Source organism: Streptomyces sp. NPDC048506 (genome assembly GCF_040651315.1).
In the GTDB taxonomy this organism is placed as follows: domain Bacteria; phylum Actinomycetota; class Actinomycetes; order Streptomycetales; family Streptomycetaceae; genus Streptomyces.
This window is the reverse complement of record NZ_JBEZIX010000002.1, coordinates 70123-86517: the sequence shown is the minus strand read 5'-3', so window position 1 is coordinate 86517 and position 16395 is coordinate 70123. Positions and strand designations below refer to the sequence as shown.

The following is a 16395-nucleotide window of genomic DNA, read 5'->3' as shown; positions in this document are numbered from 1 at the left end:
GGCGGTGTGGGTGACACACCCCCGGAGACGGATGAGGACGAGGGGACGATGGACCAGGTGCCAGGCAGCCCGCAGGAGCCGCAGAACGCGCGGGGCGAGGACGGCCTGCCCGGCTGCCACCGCCACCCCGACCGCCCGACCGGCGTCCGCTGCACTCGCTGCGACCGGCCGATCTGCCCGGACTGCATGGTGAGCGCGTCGGTCGGCTTCCAGTGCCCGGACTGTGTACGCGGCGGCAGCGGCACCGGCCACGCGCCGCAGGCGACGGTGCCGCGCACGATCGCCGGGGGCACCATCGCCGCCGATCCCCGGCTGGTCACCAAGATCCTGATGGGCATCAACGCCGCCGTATTCGTCGCCGTGCTGGCGACCGGCGCCGGGACCAGCCCGCTGGTCGACCGCCTCGATCTGCTGGGTCTGGCCTTCGACCCGAGCCGATACCAGCTGGTCGGCGTCGCCGAGGGCGAGTGGTACCGCCTGGTGACCGCGATGTTCCTGCACCAGCAGATTCCGCACATCGCGTTCAACATGCTCTCGCTGTGGTGGCTCGGGCCGCCGCTGGAGGCGGCGCTCGGCCGGCTGCGGTTCACCGCGCTCTTCCTGATCTCCGGCCTGGGCGGCAGCGCCCTGTCGTACCTTCTCGCCGCGCAGAACCAGCCCTCGCTGGGCGCGTCCGGAGCGATCTTCGGGCTGCTGGGTGCCACTGCGGTGCTGCTGCGGCGGCTGAACTACGACATGAAGCCGGTGCTGATCCTGCTCGGCCTCAACCTGGCCTTCACGTTCCTGTGGCCGAACATCGCCTGGCAGGCGCACGTCGGCGGGCTCGTGGTGGGCGCCGCGGTGGCCTTCGGGATGGTGCATGCGCCGCGCGACCGCCGGACGTTGGTGCAGATCGCCACCTGTGCGGTGGCGCTGCTCGCGATCGGCGCGGTGGTGTGGGTACGGACCCTTCAGCTGCTGGGCTGAGGAGCCCGTACCGTCACGTTGTCCACAGTGCGTGGCCGATCTTGTGCAAGCTGTGCGGAGCGGCCCTTCGGGGCCGCTCCGCACAGCGTTTCCCCAGGAAGAACAGGGGGAGGCGGACGCCGTGAGCGGGTGCCGCCCATCACACCGGCGTCAACCTCCCGAAGGTTATCCACAGATCTTCTGAAGTTTTCCCCGGCTGTGGATAACTGTGTGGATGGTCTTGGGCAGGGCTTGCGCTACTTCCACTGCGTGGATACGCCGAAGCCCACCGCGATGAAGCCGAAGCCGCAGACGATGTTCCAGTTGCCCATGGCCGCGATCGGCAGCTCACCCTCGGACACGTAGAACAGCACGATCCACACGAGCCCGATCAGGAACATCGCCAGCATCAGCGGCGCCACCCAGCCACGACCTGAGTTCATCTTCAGGTTGGTGGTCTTCGCCGGCGGCGGCGTGAAGTCGTCCTTCTTGCGGATCCGTGACTTCGGCACGAGGAACTCTCCTGTCGATGTACTGCTCCCCCACCCCCGACGTCGCTCGCGTGGCCAGTGACCCAGCCGGGCGGGGGCACGCGCCGGGCGGCGCGAGGTGTGCGCCGGCTGTGGACGCGGAGGGGAGCGGATTCCTTTCCCGGGCGTCCGTTAGCGTAGTGCTTCCGCGGCGTCGTAAGGAGCAAGGGTACGTTGACCAATTCCGCTGACTCCTCCGGCCGCCCCACTCGTGCCCGCCTGAGGCCCGCGCGGCTCCTCACCCTGGTGGTCTTCGCGCTCGCCGGGCTGCTGTTCTGGCTCAGCTTCGACACCGCACGGGGCACCAATCTGCGCTCGGACGACTCGATGCTCCGGCTCTCCGACCTCATCCAGGAGCGCAGCCACAAGAACGGCGCCCAGGACGACCGGAACGCCACGCTGCGCGAGGAGGTCGACGCCCTCGCACGGCGCGACAACGGCAGTTCCCAGGCCGAGGACGCCAAGCTCAGGGCGCTCGAGGCGAGCGCGGGCACCAAGCCGCTGTCCGGTCAGGGCGTGACCGTGACGTTGATGGACGCCCCGCCGAACGCCACCGCCAAGATCCCCGGAGTGCCCGAGCCGCAGCCCAACGACCTGGTCATCCACCAGCAGGACCTCCAGGCCGTGGTGAACGCGCTGTGGCACGGCGGCGCCAAGGGCATCAAGGTCATGGACCAGCGGCTGATCTCCACCAGCGCGGTGCGCTGCGTCGGCAACACCCTGATCCTCCAGGGCCGGGTCTACTCCCCGCCGTACAAGGTCACCGCCGTCGGCGACCGCGAGGCCCTGAACAACGCGCTCACCGCCTCCCCCGCGATCCAGAACTATCTGCAGTACGTGAACGCCTACGGCCTGGGCTGGAAAGTCGACCAGCACGAGGCGGTGACTCTTCCCGGCTACTCCGGCACAGTGGATCTCCACTACGCAGAGCCTGTGAAGCCGTAGCCCGCGGGGCCGCGGGGAGGGGCGGGGCCGATGTCACTGCGGGGCCGGACGACGGCGCGGTGGATCGTACGGGCGCTCAGTGAGATCTGCGTCACCATCGGCGCGCTGATCGTCCTCTTCGTCGGCTATCTCCTCTTCTGGACCGGTGTGCAGGCCGACAGCGCCATGGACGGCGAGATCGGTAAGCTCCAGCGCCAGTGGTCGACCGGACCGGTCACCGCGCCCGGCACCACACCCGCCACCGGCGACCGCCCCACAACCCCCGCGCCACCCCGCCGCTACACCCCCGGCGCCTCCTTCGCCGTCATGTACATCCCGCGGCTCGGGGCGGACTGGTCCAAGCCCGTCCTCGAAGGCACCGGAACCGACGTCCTCAAGCGCGGCCTCGGGCACTACGACCGCACCGCGCGCCTCGGCGAGATCGGCAACTTCGCCGTCGCCGGCCACCGCCGCACCTACGGCGATCCGTTCAAGGACTTCCCGCAACTGCGCCCCGGCGACGCCGTGGTGCTGACCGACGGTACGACCTGGTTCACCTACCGCATCGACAACCGCCCCTATGCGACACTGCCCGGCGATATCGGCGTGATCGACCCGGTACCGCGGAAGTCCGGGTTCAACGGCCCGGGGCGCTACCTCACCCTCACCACCTGCGAGCCGGAATGGGGCCACAGCCACCGGTTGATCGCCTGGGCACACCTCGATGCCACCCAACCCGTGGCGCAGGGAAGGCCATCGGCTTTGACCGGCTGACCCCCCTCCGCCCTTCCTCGCCCCGTACTCTGGTGTCGCAATCGTCATCGTCATCGGCATCGGCAAGGGGACAGCGACAGCATGTACAGCTGGATCTGGCGGCAACTGCCGGGCAACACGTGGGTGAAGGCGCTGATTTCGGTGGTGCTCGTGCTGGCGGTCGTCTTCGTGCTCTTCCAGTACGTCTTTCCGTGGGCGGAGCCGCTGCTGCCCTTCAATGACGTCACTGTCGACCAAGGGATGGCAGCCCACCGATGACCGCACGCATTCTCGTCGTCGACAACTACGACAGCTTCGTCTTCAACCTCGTCCAGTACCTGTACCAGCTGGGTGCCGAGTGCGAGGTGCTGCGCAACGACGAGGTCGCGCCACGGCACGCTCAGGACGGCTTTGACGGCGTGCTCCTGTCGCCCGGCCCCGGTACGCCCGAGCAGGCCGGCGTCTGCGTCGACATGGTCCGGCACTGCGCGGACACCGGCGTCCCGGTCTTCGGCGTGTGCCTGGGCATGCAGTCGATGGCGGTGGCGTACGGCGGGGTGGTGGACCGTGCGCCCGAGCTGCTGCACGGCAAGACCTCGCCCGTCATTCACGAGGGCGCCGGTGTCTTCTCCGGCCTGCCCTCGCCCTTCACGGCCACCCGCTACCACTCCCTGGCCGTCGAACCGGACACCGTCCCCGACGAACTGGTCGTGACCTCCTGGACGGAGGCCGAGGACGTTCCCGGCGGGCGGATCATCATGGGCCTGAGGCACCGTGAACTGCCGGTCGAGGGCGTGCAGTTCCACCCCGAGTCGGTGCTGACGGAATGGGGACACCGGATGCTGGCCAACTGGCTCGTCGAATGCGGCGACGCGGGAGCTGTGGAGCGCTCGACGGGGCTTGCCCCGGTGGTCGGCAGGGCCGGCGCGTGACCGCCCTACGCCCCGAACGCGAAGGGAGATCCTACGACCCGTACGAGCCGCAACAGTCGCACGGGTCGCAGGATCCGTACGGCTCATCGGAGCCGTACGGCCAACCGGATCCCTACGGGCAACCCGACGTGTTCGAGGCGGCGGTGGGACAACTCGGCGACCCGCTGAACGATCCCCTGCCGGGCCGGGCGGGGCCGTCGGCCCACCGCGACCGGTCGACGCCGAGTCCGTCCGACGGGTCGGGGACCGGCCACGGGTCGGCGGCCAGCCCGCTCGACCAACCGGGCCGCGGGCGGCGGCGGGGCAAGCCGGCCGACGAAGGGCTGTCCCAGGGCTCGCCCTGGTTCCGCCCGCACCAGGAGCCGGAACGGCCCGCCCCGGCCCGGCCGACGGCCCGTGGCCCGTATCCCGTGCCGCCCGCGGTCTCGTCGGCCGCCTCGCCGACCCCGTCGTCCGTGGCGCCGGCCGAGCCGCCGCCCGGTCCCGCCGCGGCCGGGCACTGGACTGACGACCCCTCGACCATGGCGCTGCGGCAGGCCGAGAAGCAGGGCCCGGGCGCTGTTTCACGTGAAACCGGCGAAACCGGGGTGACCGTTTCACGTGAAACCGACGAAACGGATGTCACCGTTTCACGTGAAACAGCGGCATCGGGATCAGCTCCGGCGGCCGGAGGCCGTGCGGCTCGTCGTAAGGCCGCTCAGGAGGCCGCCAAGCGTGGCGGGAGGCGCGGGCGCCGCGGTGGTGCGGCCGGTGCCGCAGAGGCCGCAGATACGGCCTCTCAGCCGGCCTCCGCCCCGATGACCCGGCTGGAGGCTCGGAGGGCCGCACGCGCCGCCAAGGAGAGCCCCAGTCTGATCGCCAGCCGTGCGCTGGGCGAGGTGTTCATCACCCTCGGCGTGCTGATGCTGCTGTTCGTCACCTATCAGCTGTGGTGGACGAATGTGATGGCCGAGGAGGAGGCGGGCGGCGCCGCCACCACCCTCCAGCACGAGTGGGACAAGGGCGGCGGGGAGAAGAAGAACCTCGCGGTCGGCGAGCGCTTCGGGATCATGTACATCCCGAAGCTGGACGTCAAGGCGCCGATCGCGGAAGGCATCGACAAGCACTCGGTGCTGGACCACGGCATGATCGGCCACTACGACAAGAGCAGCGGGGTCAAGACCGCGATGCCCTGGGACAAGAAGGGCAACTTCGCGGTCGCGGCGCACCGCAACACCCACGGCGAGCCGTTCCGCTACATCAACAAGCTGACCAAGGGCGACAAGATTGTCGTCGAGACCAAGAGCGCGTACTACACGTACGAGATGGAGAGCATCCTCCCGCAGACGTCTCCCAGCAACGTCAGCGTGATCGGACCCGTACCGCCCGGCTCGGGGTTCACCGGACCCGGCCGCTACATCACCCTGACCACCTGCACGCCGGAGTTCACCAGTACCTTTCGGATGATCGTCTGGGGCAAGATGGTCGACGAGCGGCCGCGGAGCAAGGGCAAACCGGAAGCGCTCGGCGGCTGAGCGAATACAAAAGGGGTGCTACGCGGTGACTGCAACCGGAACCGACGAGGAAAGCGACCGGTCCGCGCCGCCACCCACGCCGCGTCGGGTACGCAGGACCATCGCCTCCATCGTCAGCGTCATCGGCGAACTGCTGATCACGGCCGGCCTGATCCTGGGTCTGTTCGTCGCCTACTCGCTGTGGTGGACCAACGTCCTCGCCGACCGTGAGGCGCACAAGCAGGGCGACCAGGTCCGCAAACACTGGGCGAGCAGCGGGCCCAAGGGGCCGGGGGAGCTGGACACCAAGGACGGCATCGGCTTCCTGCACGTACCGGCGATGAACAACGGCGAGGTGCTGGTCAAGAAGGGCACCAGCACCGAGGTCCTCAACGAGGGCGTGGCCGGCTACTACACCAAGCCGGTCAAGTCGGCCCTGCCGCAGGACAAGAAGGGCAACTTCACCCTGGCCGCACACCGCGACGGCCACGGCGCGAAGTTCCACAACATCGACAAGCTCAAGGACGGCGACCCGATCGTCTTCGAGACCAAGGACACCTGGTACGTCTACAAGGTCTTCGCGACGCTGCCGCAGACCTCGAAGTTCAACGTGGACGTCCTGAACAAGGTCCCGAAGGAGTCCGGCAAGCACAAGGCGGGCCGCTACATCACCCTCACGACCTGCACCCCGGTCTACACCTCGACCTACCGCTACATCGTCTGGGGCGAACTGGTCCGCACCGAGAAGGTCGACGCGGACCGCACCCCGCCCGAGGAACTGCGCTAGCCGCCGCACAGCTCCTCAAGGGACACCCGCACACGACGGAGCCCCGGCCGCCCTCCCAGGGCTGCCGGGGCTCCGCTGTGCGTCAGGCACGGACGCCGGTCGTCAGTTTCCGAACGGTCCGCCGATGAAGCCGCCGCCGTTCCCGTTGCCGCCGCCACCGACGGTGGTGAGCGTCACGGTGGTGGTAGCCGGGTCGGACGGCGAGTTCGGCACCGGGTCCTGGTTGGCCACCCGGGCGTTGTCGTCCTGCGAACTGCCGCCGGCGAACTGGATGTTGTTGAAGCCGGCCTGCTGAAGCGCCTTCTTCGCATCCTTGACCGTCTGGCCGATCACGCCCGGCACCGGCTTCTGGGCAGCCGCCTTGCCGACCGTGAGGTTCACCGTGGAGCCGATCTTGGCCTCGGTGTTGCCGTCGGGGCTCTGCCCGACGACCTTGCCGACCATGTTCGGGTCGGGCGTCTCCTGCTCGGTCCTGGCGACGTCGAAGCCCAGGTCCCGCAGCTGCTTCTCCGCCGCGTTGGCGTCCTGGCCCTTGACGTCCGGGACCGTCTTCTTCTGGGCCGCCTGGGCCACGGTCAGCGTGATCTGGGCGTCCTTGGTGGCCTTGCTCTGCGCGTCGGGGTTCTGCTTGGTGACGACGCCGGGCGTACGGTCGGAGACCTCCACCTTCTGCTGGACGTTGGTGAAGCCCTTGTCGTTGAGCTCCTTCTTGGCGTCCTCGTACGGGATGCCCTGCACGTCCGGCACGGTGACCTTGACCGCCCCCGAGCAGAGCGTGACGGTGACCGTCTCGCCCTTGCCGATCTCGGCGGGGGGCGCCGGTTCCTGATCGGTGATCTGGCCCTTCTTGGCGTTGCTACAGGGCTTGCGGCCGCCCAGGGCGACCTTGAAGCCGCCGTTCACGCCGAACTGCTTGGCCTCCGCCAGGCCCTTCCCGGTGAGGTTGGGGACCGGCGACTTGCCGCCCTGCTTGCCGTTGCTGGAGATCGCCTTGCCGATGAAGATCGCACCGACCAGGACCAGTACCGCCGCCAGCGCCAGCAGGATCGTCGAGGTGTGGCTCTTCTTCGGGGCGCCACCCCGCCGCCGGTCGGCGCGCTCCTCGTAGCCGTAGCCCCCGTCGTCGGCGTTCATCGGCGGGAGCATCGAGGTCTTCGGGCCGCCACCGTCCTGGGCGCGCAGCATCGTGGTCGGCTGGTCCTGGTCGTAGCCGACCGCGCCCAGGGCGGAGGTCGCCGCGACCGGCTGGCCCTCCAGCGCCGCCTCGATGTCGGCACGCATCTCGTCGGCCGACTGGTAGCGGTAGTCCGGGTCCTTGACCAGCGCCTTCAGGACGATCGCGTCCATCTCCGGCGTGATCTCGGAGTCGAAGTTGCTCGGCTTCTGCGGCTCCTCGCGGACGTGCTGGTAGGCCACCGCGACCGGCGAGTCACCGACGAACGGCGGCCGGACGGTGAGCAGCTCGTAGAGCAGACAGCCGGTGGAGTACAGGTCGGAGCGGGCGTCGACCTGCTCGCCCTTGGCCTGCTCCGGGGAGAGGTACTGTGCGGTGCCGATGACCGCGGCGGTCTGCGTCATGGTCATACCGGCGTCGCCCATCGCGCGCGCGATGCCGAAGTCCATGACCTTGACCTGGCCGGTGCGGGTCAGCATGACGTTCGCCGGCTTGATGTCGCGGTGGACGATGCCGGCCCGGTGCGAGTACTCCAGTGCCTGGAGGACGCCGATGGTCATCTCCAGCGAGCGCTCGGGCAGCAGCTTCCGCCCGGAGTGCAGCAGCTCGCGCAGCGTCGAGCCGTCCACGTACTCCATGACGATGTACGGGATCGAGACCCCGTCGACGTAGTCCTCGCCGGTGTCGTAGACCGCGACGATCGACGGATGGTTCAGCGAGGCGGCCGACTGGGCCTCACGGCGGAACCGGGCCTGGAAGGACGGGTCACGGGCGAGGTCCACCCGCAGCGTCTTCACAGCCACGGTGCGACCCAGGCGGGTGTCATGGCCGAGGTACACCTCGGCCATGCCACCACGGCCGAGCACCGAGCCCAGCTCGTACCGGCCGCCGAGGCGACGCGGCTCTTCCATAAGCTTCTCCAGCCCTCTCCGTCAGTCCCGACCGCACCGGTGTGTGGTCCGGCGGTGTGCTGTCCGGCCTACCGTACCCGGGACGCCGCAGTGGACCGGGCCGGAGCCGCAACCTGATACGTGACCGGTATTGGCATGACCCGAGTCACTTCTCGCCTTCGAGTACCGCCTCCATGACGCGCTTCGCGATCGGAGCGGCCAGCTTGCCGCCGGCGATGTCGTCGCGCAGGGTGTCGGATCCCTCAATGACGACGGCGACCGCGACGGGGGTGCCCTTGTCGGTCTTCGCGTAGGAGATGAACCAGGCGTACGGGTTGTCCTTGTTGTTCTCGCCGTGCTGCGCAGTACCGGTCTTGCCGCCGACTGTGACGTTCGGGATCTGGGCGTTGGTTCCCGTGCCCTCCTGGACCACGGTCTCCATGATGCTCTGGATCTTCTGCGCGTTCTCCGGCGAGAGCGGCCGGCTCATCTCCTGCGGCGTGTGCTGCTGGACGACGTTGAGGTTCGGCGCGACCAGCTGCTCGACCATGTACGGCTTCATCAGCTTGCCGCCGTTGGCGACCGCCGAGGCGACCATGGCCATCTGGAGCGGGGTGGCGCGGTTGGAGGCCTGGCCGATGCCGGCCATCGCGTTCTGCGGCCGGTTGTCCGTGGGGAAGATGCTCTCCGCGGCCCGGACGGGGGTGTCGATCTTCGCGTTGTTGAAGCCGAACTTCTCCGCCTCGGCCTTCATCTTCTTGTTGCCGAGGTCGGCGCTGATCTTGCCGAACACCGTGTTGCAGGACCAGCGCAGCGCCTCACGCAGGCTGGCGTTCTCGCACGGGATGTTGCCCTCGTTCTTCAGCTCGATGCCCGCGGTGTCGGGCAGCGTGTAGGGCAGCGGCGAATTGGTCTTGGCGTTGACGTCGGTGTAGAGGCCGTTCTCCAGCGCTGCCGAGGCCGTGACGACCTTGAACGTGGAGCCCGGCGGGTAGGTCTGGCGCAGCGCCCGGTTGAGCATCGGCTCGTCGGGGTTGTTCTTCTTCTGCAGCGCGTTGTACGCCTCGGCGTCCTTGTTGCTCATCCCGGCGAAGGTGGACGGGTCGTACGACGGGGTGCTGGCCAGCGCCAGGATCGCACCGGTCTCCGGGTTGATCGCGGCGACCGCGCCCTTCTGGCTGCCCAGGCCGTCGAACGCGGCCTTCTGCGCCTTGGCGTCCAGCGTGGTGACGACGTTGCCGCCCTTCTGCTTGCCACCGGTGAACATGTCGACCGTGCGGCTGAAGAAGAGCCGGTCGTCGGTGCCGGCGAGGATGCCGTCGTTGAGCTTCTCCAGCTGGTTGGCGTCGAAGGCCTGCGAGGCGTAGCCGGTGACCGGCGCCCACATCTTGCCGTTCTTGTACGTGCGCTTGTACTTGAAGTCGCCGCTGTCGGTGGTCGTGGAGCCGGTGACCGCCTTGCCGTCGACGATGATGTTGCCGCGCGGCGTGCTGTAGCGCGCGATCGCGACCCGGCGGTTGTGCGTGTCGTTCTTGAGCTTGTCACCGTCGACGAACTGCACCCAGTTGACGCGGACGAGCAGGGCGAGGACGAGCAGGCCGCAGAAGATCGCGACCCGGCGCAGAGGCTTGTTCACGGGCGGACCACCTGGGTCATCTCGGCGTCGGTGGACGGGGCGGGCGCCGGCGCCGGGCGGCGCGCGGTGTCGCTGATGCGCAGCAGGATGGCCACCAGCGCCCAGTTGGCGATCACGGAGGAACCACCCTGGGCGAGGAACGGCATCGTCATACCGGTCAGCGGGATCAGGCCCGTCACACCGCCGGCGACGACGAAGACCTGGAGGGCGAAGGCGCCGGAAAGTCCGACGGACAGCAGCTTGCCGAACGGGTCGCGGGCGGCCAGCGCCGTGCGGATACCGCGCTCGATGAGCAGGCCGTACAGCATCAGGATCGCCATCAGACCGGCCAGGCCGATCTCCTCGCCGACGGTGGCGAGGATGTAGTCGCTCTTGGGGGCGATACCGCCGATGAGCCGGGAGTAGCCCTGCCCCAGACCGGACCCGAGGATGCCGCCGGACCCGAAGGAGTACATCGCCTGCGCGGTCTCCGTGACACCGCCGTTCTGGAGCTCCAGCGGGTTGAGCCAGTTGTGGACACGCACCTGCACATGGGACTCGAACGTGGCCACGGCGACCGCGCCGCCCGCGCTCAGCAGCAGACCGAAGACGATCCAGCTGGTGCGCTCGGTGGCGACGTACAGCATGATCACGAAGAGGCCGAAGAAGAGCAGCGAGGTACCCAGGTCGGTCTCGAAGACCAGGATCATCAGGCTCAGCGCCCAGATGACCAGGATGGGTCCGAGGTCCCGGCCGCGCGGCAGGTACAGGCCCATGAAGCGGCGGCTGGCCAGCGCCAGCGCGTCCCGCTTCACCATCAGGTAGCCCGCGAAGAAGATCGCGATGATGATCTTGGCAAACTCTCCCGGCTGGAGCGAGCCCACGCCGGGGATCGTGATCCAGATGCGCGCGCCGAAACGGGCCGGGAAGAAGATCGGCGCGATCAGCAGGACCAGCGCGACCACCATCGAGATGTAGGTGTAGCGCTGGAGGACACGGTGGTCCTTGAGGAAGATCAGTACGCCGAGGAAGAGCGCGACGCCGAGCGTCGACCACATCAGCTGTCCCGGTGCCATCGCACCGCCCAGCTGCGGGGTGCTGATCTGCGGCTCCTGGTCCAGGCGCCAGATGAACACCAGGCCGAGGCCGTTCAGCAGGGTGGCGATCGGCAGCATCAGCGGATCCGCGTACGGCGCCCACTTGCGCACGATGAGGTGCGCCACGCCCGCCAGCAGGCCGAGCCCGGCCGTGTAGCCGAGCACGCCGGCGGGGACGGTCTCCTCCTTGGCGAGCCCGACGTTGATGTACGCGAACACCGGGATGATCACCGCGAAGCAGAGCAGCGCAAGCTCGGTGTTCCGGCGGCTCGGGGCTCCGATGGTGCCGATGGTGGTGGTGTTGGTGGTGGTACTGCTCATGAGATGTACGGCCCCCTACGCCCTCACTGCTGGGTGCTGCAATTCTTTTCCAGCTTCAGCTGTTCCTCGGAGGGGGCCTGGCTGGGGGTGGGTGTGGGAGTCGGGGTCACGGTCGCCGCGAGGGTACCTGCCACGCCGCCGCCGGAGGTACCCGCCTTGTCGGCGGCACCGGGCTTGGTGGTGGGCGTACCGGGCTTGGTCGTCGTACCGGGCTTGGCCGGCGTGCCCGCCTGGCCCTTGCCCTTGTTACGCGCCGCCTCGCGCTCGGCGGCCTCCCGCTGCGCCTTGCTGCGGCAGGCGTTGGCCTGCTGGCCCAGCGCGGTGACCCGCTCGGCGGCCTCGGTACGGCTGTCGGCCGCGATGGTCGCCTTGATCTGCTTCTGCTGGTACGACGGGAGGTACTTGAGTTCGATCTCGGGGTGGTCCTCGTCGACCTCGTTGAGCTTGAACCACGCGAGGTCCTGGCTGATGCCCCGGTAGAGCGCGACGTGGTCGTCGTTGGCGCCGACGAAGTACTGGGTCTGCGTCCAGCGGTACCCGCCGTACAGGCCACCGCCGATCACGCCGAGCGCCAGCGCGATGAACAGCGATCGCTTGATCCACTTCCCGCGCCGCTGCGGCTTGACGAAGTCCTCGTCCATGAACGCCCCGAAGGAGCCCTGCGGCGGTCCACCGACGTCCGGGCCACCGCTTCCGGGCGGGCCGAACGCGCCACCGGGGGCGGTCGGCTGCCCACCGGGGCGGCCGAGCTCGGCGGCCCGGGCGGCCGGCGTCTGCATCGTGCTGGGGTCGCTGAGCTGGTGCTGGTTCTCCGCGACCGCACCGACGATCACCGGGGTGTCGTTGAGCTGCCCGGCCATCGACTCGTTGCCGTCGACGTCCAGCACGTCGGCGACGATGCAGGTGATGTTGTCGGGCCCGCCGCCGCGCAGCGCGAGCTGGATCAGCTCCTGCACCGTCTCGTGCGGCCCGTGGTAGCTGGCGAGGGTCTCCTCCAGCGTCTGGTGGCTGACCACCCCGGACAGGCCGTCCGAGCAGATCAGGTACCGGTCGCCGGCCCGCACCTCGCGGATCGACAGGTCGGGCTCGACGTGGTCGCCGCTGCCCAGCGCCCGCATCAGCAGCGAGCGCTGCGGGTGGGTGGTGGCTTCCTCTTCGGTGATCCGGCCCTCGTCGACCAGCCGCTGCACCCAGGTGTGGTCCTGGGTGATCTGCGTCAGCACGCCGTCGCGCAGCAGATAGGCGCGCGAGTCACCGACGTGGACGAGGCCGAGCCGCTGCCCGGTCCACAGCAGGGCGGTCAGGGTCGTGCCCATGCCCTCCAGCTGGGGGTCCTCCTCGACCATCACCCGCAGCTGGTCGTTGGCGCGCTGCACGGCGCTGCCGAGCGACGTCAGGATGTCCGAGCCCGGAACGTCGTCGTCGAGCTGGACGAGCGTGGAGATCACCTCGGAGGAGGCGACCTCACCGGCGGCCTGGCCGCCCATGCCGTCGGCGATGGCGAGCAGCCGGGGACCGGCGTAGCCGGAGTCCTCGTTGCCCTCGCGGATCATGCCCTTGTGCGATCCGGCGGCGAAGCGCAGTGACAGACTCATGCGCACCTCACCCGTCGGCTCGGGGTACAGCCGGTCTCGCCTGGCCACACTGCCCACCCTCCGGTCGGGAGCACGCCCGGGTCCGCCGAGTGGACCGCCGCGGCTCGCTCGCTCCGCTCGCTCATTGTCGTACTACTTCCGCAGCTCGATGACGGTCTTGCCGATGCGGATCGGGGCTCCCAGCGGGATCGGTGTCGGGGTCGTCAGTCGGGTCCGGTCCAGGTACGTGCCGTTGGTGGAACCGAGGTCCTCGACGATCCACTGGCCGTCACGGTCCGGGTAGATCCTGGCATGCCTGCTCGACGCGTAGTCGTCGTCCAGCACGATCGTGGAGTCGTGCGCACGGCCCAGCGAGATCGTCTGGCCCTGGAGGGCGACGGTGGTGCCGGTCAGTGAGCCTTCGGTGACCACCAGCTTCGTGGGGGCGCCACGACGCTGGCGGTTGTTGCCGCGGCCGCCGTCCTGGCGGCGCTGCTGCTGCGGCGGGGGCGCGGCGGCCTGGCGCGGGGAACGCGCCTCCTGCCCACCGCGCCGGGCGGCACCGCGCTGTGTGACGCGGGTGCCGAAAAGATCGCTGCGGATGACCTGGACGGCCACGATGACGAACAGCCACAGTACGGCGAGGAAACCCAACCGCATGACCGTGAGGGTCAGCTCTGACATTGCCCCCGCTTCACCCTTCGGCTTGCCGGTAAACGATGGTGGTACTGCCCACGACGATGCGCGAGCCGTCGCGGAGACTAGCGCGAGTGGTGTGCTGCCCGTCCACCACGATGCCGTTGGTGGAACCCAGATCCTGGATCGTGGGGGGCGTTCCGACCCGGATCTCGCAGTGACGCCGGGAGACTCCCGGGTCGTCGATCCGTACGTCGGCGTCGGTGCTCCGGCCCAGCACCAGCGTGGGACGCGAGATCTGGTGGCGGGTGCCGTTGATCTCGATCCAGCGCCGGGTCTGCGCGTAGGGCTGCTGCCCTGCACCGGGGGCTGCCGTACGGGGTACGGGCTGTGCGCCGCCGGGGGGCGGGGAGGAAGGCATGGGGGGCGCGCTCACGTGGCCACCGGAGCGGCCGCCGTGCGGCGCCGCGGAGGCGCGGTGGGCCGCGGCCTGGCCGGGGTGGTCCTGCGAGCTGCTGGAGGCGAGCGTGCGGCTGCGGACGCGGTACAGGCCGGTGTCGAGGTCGTCGGCCTTCTCCAGGTGGACCTTGATCGGCCCCATGAAGGTGTAGCGCTGCTGCTTGGCGTAGTCGCGGACCATGCTCGAGAGCTCGTCGCCGAGCTGCCCGCTGTACGGGCTCAGCCGGTCGTAGTCCGGGGTGCTCAGCTCGACGATGAAGTCGTTGGGGACGACCGTGCGGTCGCGGTTCCAGATGGTGGCGTTGTTGTCGCACTCGCGCTGTAGGGCGCCGGCGATCTCAACGGGCTGCACCTCTGACTTGAACACCTTGGCGAAGGTGCCGTTGACGAGACCTTCGAGACGCTGCTCGAAACGCTTCAGTACTCCCACGGGGCACCTCCTTCCTCAGCCTTCGTCGGGGTCGTCCTGATCGAGTCGTCCTGATACTGCTTACTGATCGTATCCACGCGTCGGGAAATCGGCTGGTTCCCCTTTCCCGCCTTGAGGACGAGTGTCGCCCCTCACAGGGTTGCCCGGTGCTTACTTGCTCCTTGCCCACTGCTCGTGCACTGCGATCGTAGATGTGCCCCCAGGACAGTGTCCCGCAACCGCCGACCGCTCAGACCGTGCGGGGGGCCGGAGTCGGACACCGCACAGTACGGGTCCTGCCGGCCGGCCCGGGACGACCCGGCTCCGGTTGCGGCTACCGCGAGTGTGGACCCTCGGGGCGGTGCTCGGCGAATGCCCGAGCAACGGCGGCCACCGCGCCAGGGTGCCAGGGGCCAGGCGAAAGGCGTGTGAACCCACCCATGCCAGCGTGCTAATGTTCTGCATGTCGAAAGGCGCTCGCACAAGACCCGGACGGAACAACCCGGATCGCGTGAGAGAATCAATCGGCAGCACCCATGCGCGGGTGGCGGAATAGGCAGACGCGCTGGATTCAGGTTCCAGTGCCCGAAAGGGCGTGGGGGTTCAACTCCCCCCTCGCGCACAGATGAGACCCCCGGTCTCCGGAGAAATCCGGAAGCCGGGGGTCTTTCTTCTTCTCTCCCCGTTGTCTTCCTCACAGTGTTGCGTACGTCACGGATGTCGGATTCGCGGTGTGCATCCGGTTTTTGTACGCCGCGGTGTGAGGCCTACCTCACATCCGCGGGACCGGTCGCCGGCGCGGTGGTCCGGGCCGCCTCCCCGGCCTCCGTCACGGCCGTCAGGAAGGCGCGGACGCGGGCCGTCTCCCGTGCGGTGTGGTGGACGAGTCCCAGGACCGAGTCCGGCAGCCCGGTGACCGGGACGAAGACGAGGTCGCGGCGGCCGTGGTACTCGGCGGTGGGGCGGCACAGCAGCATGCCGCCGCGGTCGGCCGCGGCGAGGGTGAGGCCCTCTTGCAGGGTGCTGACCCGGGGGCCAGCGGCTATCGGACGGCCCTGAGGGGTGACGGGCGGGGCGTGGGCCACGCGCCAATAGGCGGGCGCCGGGCCGTCGGGGGAGATCAGGGTGACGGCGGCGAGGTCCTCGACGGTGATCGCGGCGCGGTCCGCCAAGGGGTGTCGTACGGACAGCGCGAGGGTCTGCTGCTGGGCGGAGAAGACCGGGCCGAGGGCGAGGTCGGGCTCGGCCATCGGCAGCAGGGTGACCGCGACGTCCACCGCACCGCTGCGCAGTGCGCCGAAGGGGTCGCAGAGCGGGATCTCGACGATCTTCGCGACGCAGCCCGGGTGACGGCGCTGGAAGGTGTCGATGGCCTGCATGACGCGGTCGTCGGCGGTGCCCTGGAAGCCGATCGTCAGCCTCCCCTCGACGCCCCGGGCGGCGTCGCGGGCGCGCTCCACGGTGGCGCGCAGCGCGTCGTAGGCGGGGCGCAGGGAGGTACGGAACTCCTCGCCGAGCGGGGTGAGGCGGACGCGGCGGCTGGTGCGCTCCACGAGGCGGGCGCCGATCCGGGACTCCAGGGAGCGCAGGAGCTGGCTGACGCGGCTCTGCGAGACGTACAACCGCTCACCGGTGCGGCCGAAGTGCAGTTCCTCGGACAGCACCAGGAAGCACTCCAGCTCGCGCACTTCGAGGCCGGCGGTCGGGGTGGTGCGGCCGGCGGTCGGGGTGGTGGTGGGGCCGGCGGGCGTGGGGTGCGGGCCGCTCATGGGGTCCTTCGGGAGGGCGGGGGCTCCGGTGGGCGCACTGCCGCCGGTGCCGCTGATCGATGAGTCCTGCTCATGGAAGGTTGAGGA

Annotated in this window: 15 protein-coding genes and 1 tRNA gene; 8 read left to right on the top strand and 8 right to left on the bottom strand. The window is 69.4% G+C overall.

What is annotated here, in order from left to right:
* Positions 1–48: 48 nt before the first annotated feature.
* Positions 49–966: a rhomboid family intramembrane serine protease gene (locus AB0C96_RS01790; protein ID WP_362912595.1), complete on the top strand. Its 918-nt coding sequence runs from the start codon at positions 49–51 to the stop codon at positions 964–966.
* 236 nt (positions 967–1202) lie between these two features.
* On the opposite strand, the gene crgA is transcribed toward AB0C96_RS01790, so the two are convergent.
* Positions 1203–1457, bottom strand: a complete 255-nt coding sequence (gene crgA / locus AB0C96_RS01785) for a cell division protein CrgA (protein ID WP_362912593.1) — start codon at positions 1455–1457, stop codon at positions 1203–1205.
* A gap of 192 nt (positions 1458–1649) precedes the next feature.
* On the opposite strand from crgA, the gene AB0C96_RS01780 reads away from it, so the two are divergent.
* From AB0C96_RS01780 to AB0C96_RS01755, 6 genes are all read left to right on the top strand, one after another.
* Positions 1650–2420 (top strand): DUF881 domain-containing protein, encoded by a 771-nt coding sequence (locus AB0C96_RS01780; RefSeq protein ID WP_362912591.1) that lies wholly within the window; start codon positions 1650–1652, stop codon positions 2418–2420.
* A 30-nt stretch (positions 2421–2450) separates the two neighbouring features.
* Entirely contained in the window at positions 2451–3173 is a 723-nt protein-coding gene (locus AB0C96_RS01775) for a class E sortase (protein ID WP_362912589.1), read from the top strand.
* A gap of 81 nt (positions 3174–3254) precedes the next feature.
* Complete coding sequence (locus tag AB0C96_RS01770; protein WP_362912587.1) at positions 3255–3431, top strand: hypothetical protein; 177 nt, start codon at positions 3255–3257, stop codon at positions 3429–3431.
* A complete protein-coding gene (locus AB0C96_RS01765; protein ID WP_362912585.1) occupies positions 3428–4084 on the top strand; it encodes an aminodeoxychorismate/anthranilate synthase component II in 657 nt (218 codons plus the stop codon). Before AB0C96_RS01770 ends, AB0C96_RS01765 begins: the two co-directional genes overlap by 4 nt.
* 797 nt (positions 4085–4881) lie before the next feature.
* Entirely contained in the window at positions 4882–5598 is a 717-nt protein-coding gene (locus AB0C96_RS01760) for a class E sortase (RefSeq protein WP_362912583.1), read from the top strand.
* Positions 5599–5623: 25 nt separating this feature from the next.
* Positions 5624–6364: a class E sortase gene (locus tag AB0C96_RS01755; protein ID WP_362912581.1), complete on the top strand. Its 741-nt coding sequence runs from the start codon at positions 5624–5626 to the stop codon at positions 6362–6364.
* A 102-nt stretch (positions 6365–6466) separates the two neighbouring features.
* Here AB0C96_RS01755 and pknB read toward each other — a convergent pair whose 3' ends face one another.
* The 6 genes from pknB to AB0C96_RS01725 all read right to left on the bottom strand — a co-directional run bounded on the left by pknB (position 6467) and on the right by AB0C96_RS01725 (position 14560).
* Positions 6467–8449, bottom strand: a complete 1983-nt coding sequence (pknB, locus tag AB0C96_RS01750) for a Stk1 family PASTA domain-containing Ser/Thr kinase (protein ID WP_362912579.1) — start codon at positions 8447–8449, stop codon at positions 6467–6469.
* Positions 8450–8594: 145 nt separating this feature from the next.
* Positions 8595–10064 carry a penicillin-binding transpeptidase domain-containing protein gene (locus tag AB0C96_RS01745; protein ID WP_362912577.1) on the bottom strand — a complete coding sequence of 490 codons (1470 nt, stop codon included), beginning with the start codon at positions 10062–10064 and terminating at the stop codon, positions 8595–8597.
* A complete protein-coding gene (locus tag AB0C96_RS01740) occupies positions 10061–11461 on the bottom strand; it encodes an FtsW/RodA/SpoVE family cell cycle protein (RefSeq protein ID WP_362912575.1) in 1401 nt (466 codons plus the stop codon). The genes AB0C96_RS01745 and AB0C96_RS01740 overlap by 4 nt, the downstream gene beginning before the upstream one ends.
* A gap of 23 nt (positions 11462–11484) precedes the next feature.
* Entirely contained in the window at positions 11485–13056 is a 1572-nt protein-coding gene (locus tag AB0C96_RS01735; RefSeq protein ID WP_362912573.1) for a PP2C family serine/threonine-protein phosphatase, read from the bottom strand.
* 132 nt (positions 13057–13188) lie between these two features.
* The gene (locus tag AB0C96_RS01730) at positions 13189–13719 is read right to left on the bottom strand and encodes an FHA domain-containing protein (protein ID WP_362912571.1); all 531 of its coding nucleotides are present in this window, start codon (positions 13717–13719) and stop codon (positions 13189–13191) included.
* Between the two features lie 10 nt (positions 13720–13729).
* A complete protein-coding gene (locus AB0C96_RS01725; RefSeq protein ID WP_362912569.1) occupies positions 13730–14560 on the bottom strand; it encodes a DUF3662 and FHA domain-containing protein in 831 nt (276 codons plus the stop codon).
* Positions 14561–15077: 517 nt separating this feature from the next.
* On the opposite strand from AB0C96_RS01725, the gene AB0C96_RS01720 reads away from it, so the two are divergent.
* Positions 15078–15161: transfer RNA gene (locus AB0C96_RS01720), tRNA-Leu, on the top strand.
* A 145-nt stretch (positions 15162–15306) separates the two neighbouring features.
* On the opposite strand, the gene AB0C96_RS01715 is transcribed toward AB0C96_RS01720, so the two are convergent.
* Positions 15307–16308 carry a LysR family transcriptional regulator gene (locus AB0C96_RS01715; RefSeq protein WP_362912567.1) on the bottom strand — a complete coding sequence of 334 codons (1002 nt, stop codon included), beginning with the start codon at positions 16306–16308 and terminating at the stop codon, positions 15307–15309.
* Positions 16309–16395 lie beyond the last annotated feature (87 nt).

Bases quoted from the DNA above. Each gene is read 5' to 3' on its own strand.
- AB0C96_RS01735 (WP_362912573.1), bottom strand. From the start codon at position 13,056: ATGAGTCTGTCACTGCGCTTCGCCGCCGGATCGCACAAGGGCATGATC.
- AB0C96_RS01770 (WP_362912587.1), top strand. From the start codon at position 3,255: ATGTACAGCTGGATCTGGCGGCAACTGCCGGGCAACACGTGGGTGAAG.
- AB0C96_RS01775 (WP_362912589.1), top strand. From the start codon at position 2,451: ATGTCACTGCGGGGCCGGACGACGGCGCGGTGGATCGTACGGGCGCTC.
- AB0C96_RS01715 (WP_362912567.1), bottom strand. From the start codon at position 16,308: ATGAGCGGCCCGCACCCCACGCCCGCCGGCCCCACCACCACCCCGACC.
- pknB (WP_362912579.1), bottom strand. From the start codon at position 8,449: ATGGAAGAGCCGCGTCGCCTCGGCGGCCGGTACGAGCTGGGCTCGGTG.
- AB0C96_RS01760 (WP_362912583.1), top strand. From the start codon at position 4,882: ATGACCCGGCTGGAGGCTCGGAGGGCCGCACGCGCCGCCAAGGAGAGC.
- AB0C96_RS01740 (WP_362912575.1), bottom strand. From the start codon at position 11,461: ATGAGCAGTACCACCACCAACACCACCACCATCGGCACCATCGGAGCC.
- AB0C96_RS01790 (WP_362912595.1), top strand. From the start codon at position 49: ATGGACCAGGTGCCAGGCAGCCCGCAGGAGCCGCAGAACGCGCGGGGC.
- AB0C96_RS01765 (WP_362912585.1), top strand. From the start codon at position 3,428: ATGACCGCACGCATTCTCGTCGTCGACAACTACGACAGCTTCGTCTTC.
- AB0C96_RS01730 (WP_362912571.1), bottom strand. From the start codon at position 13,719: ATGTCAGAGCTGACCCTCACGGTCATGCGGTTGGGTTTCCTCGCCGTA.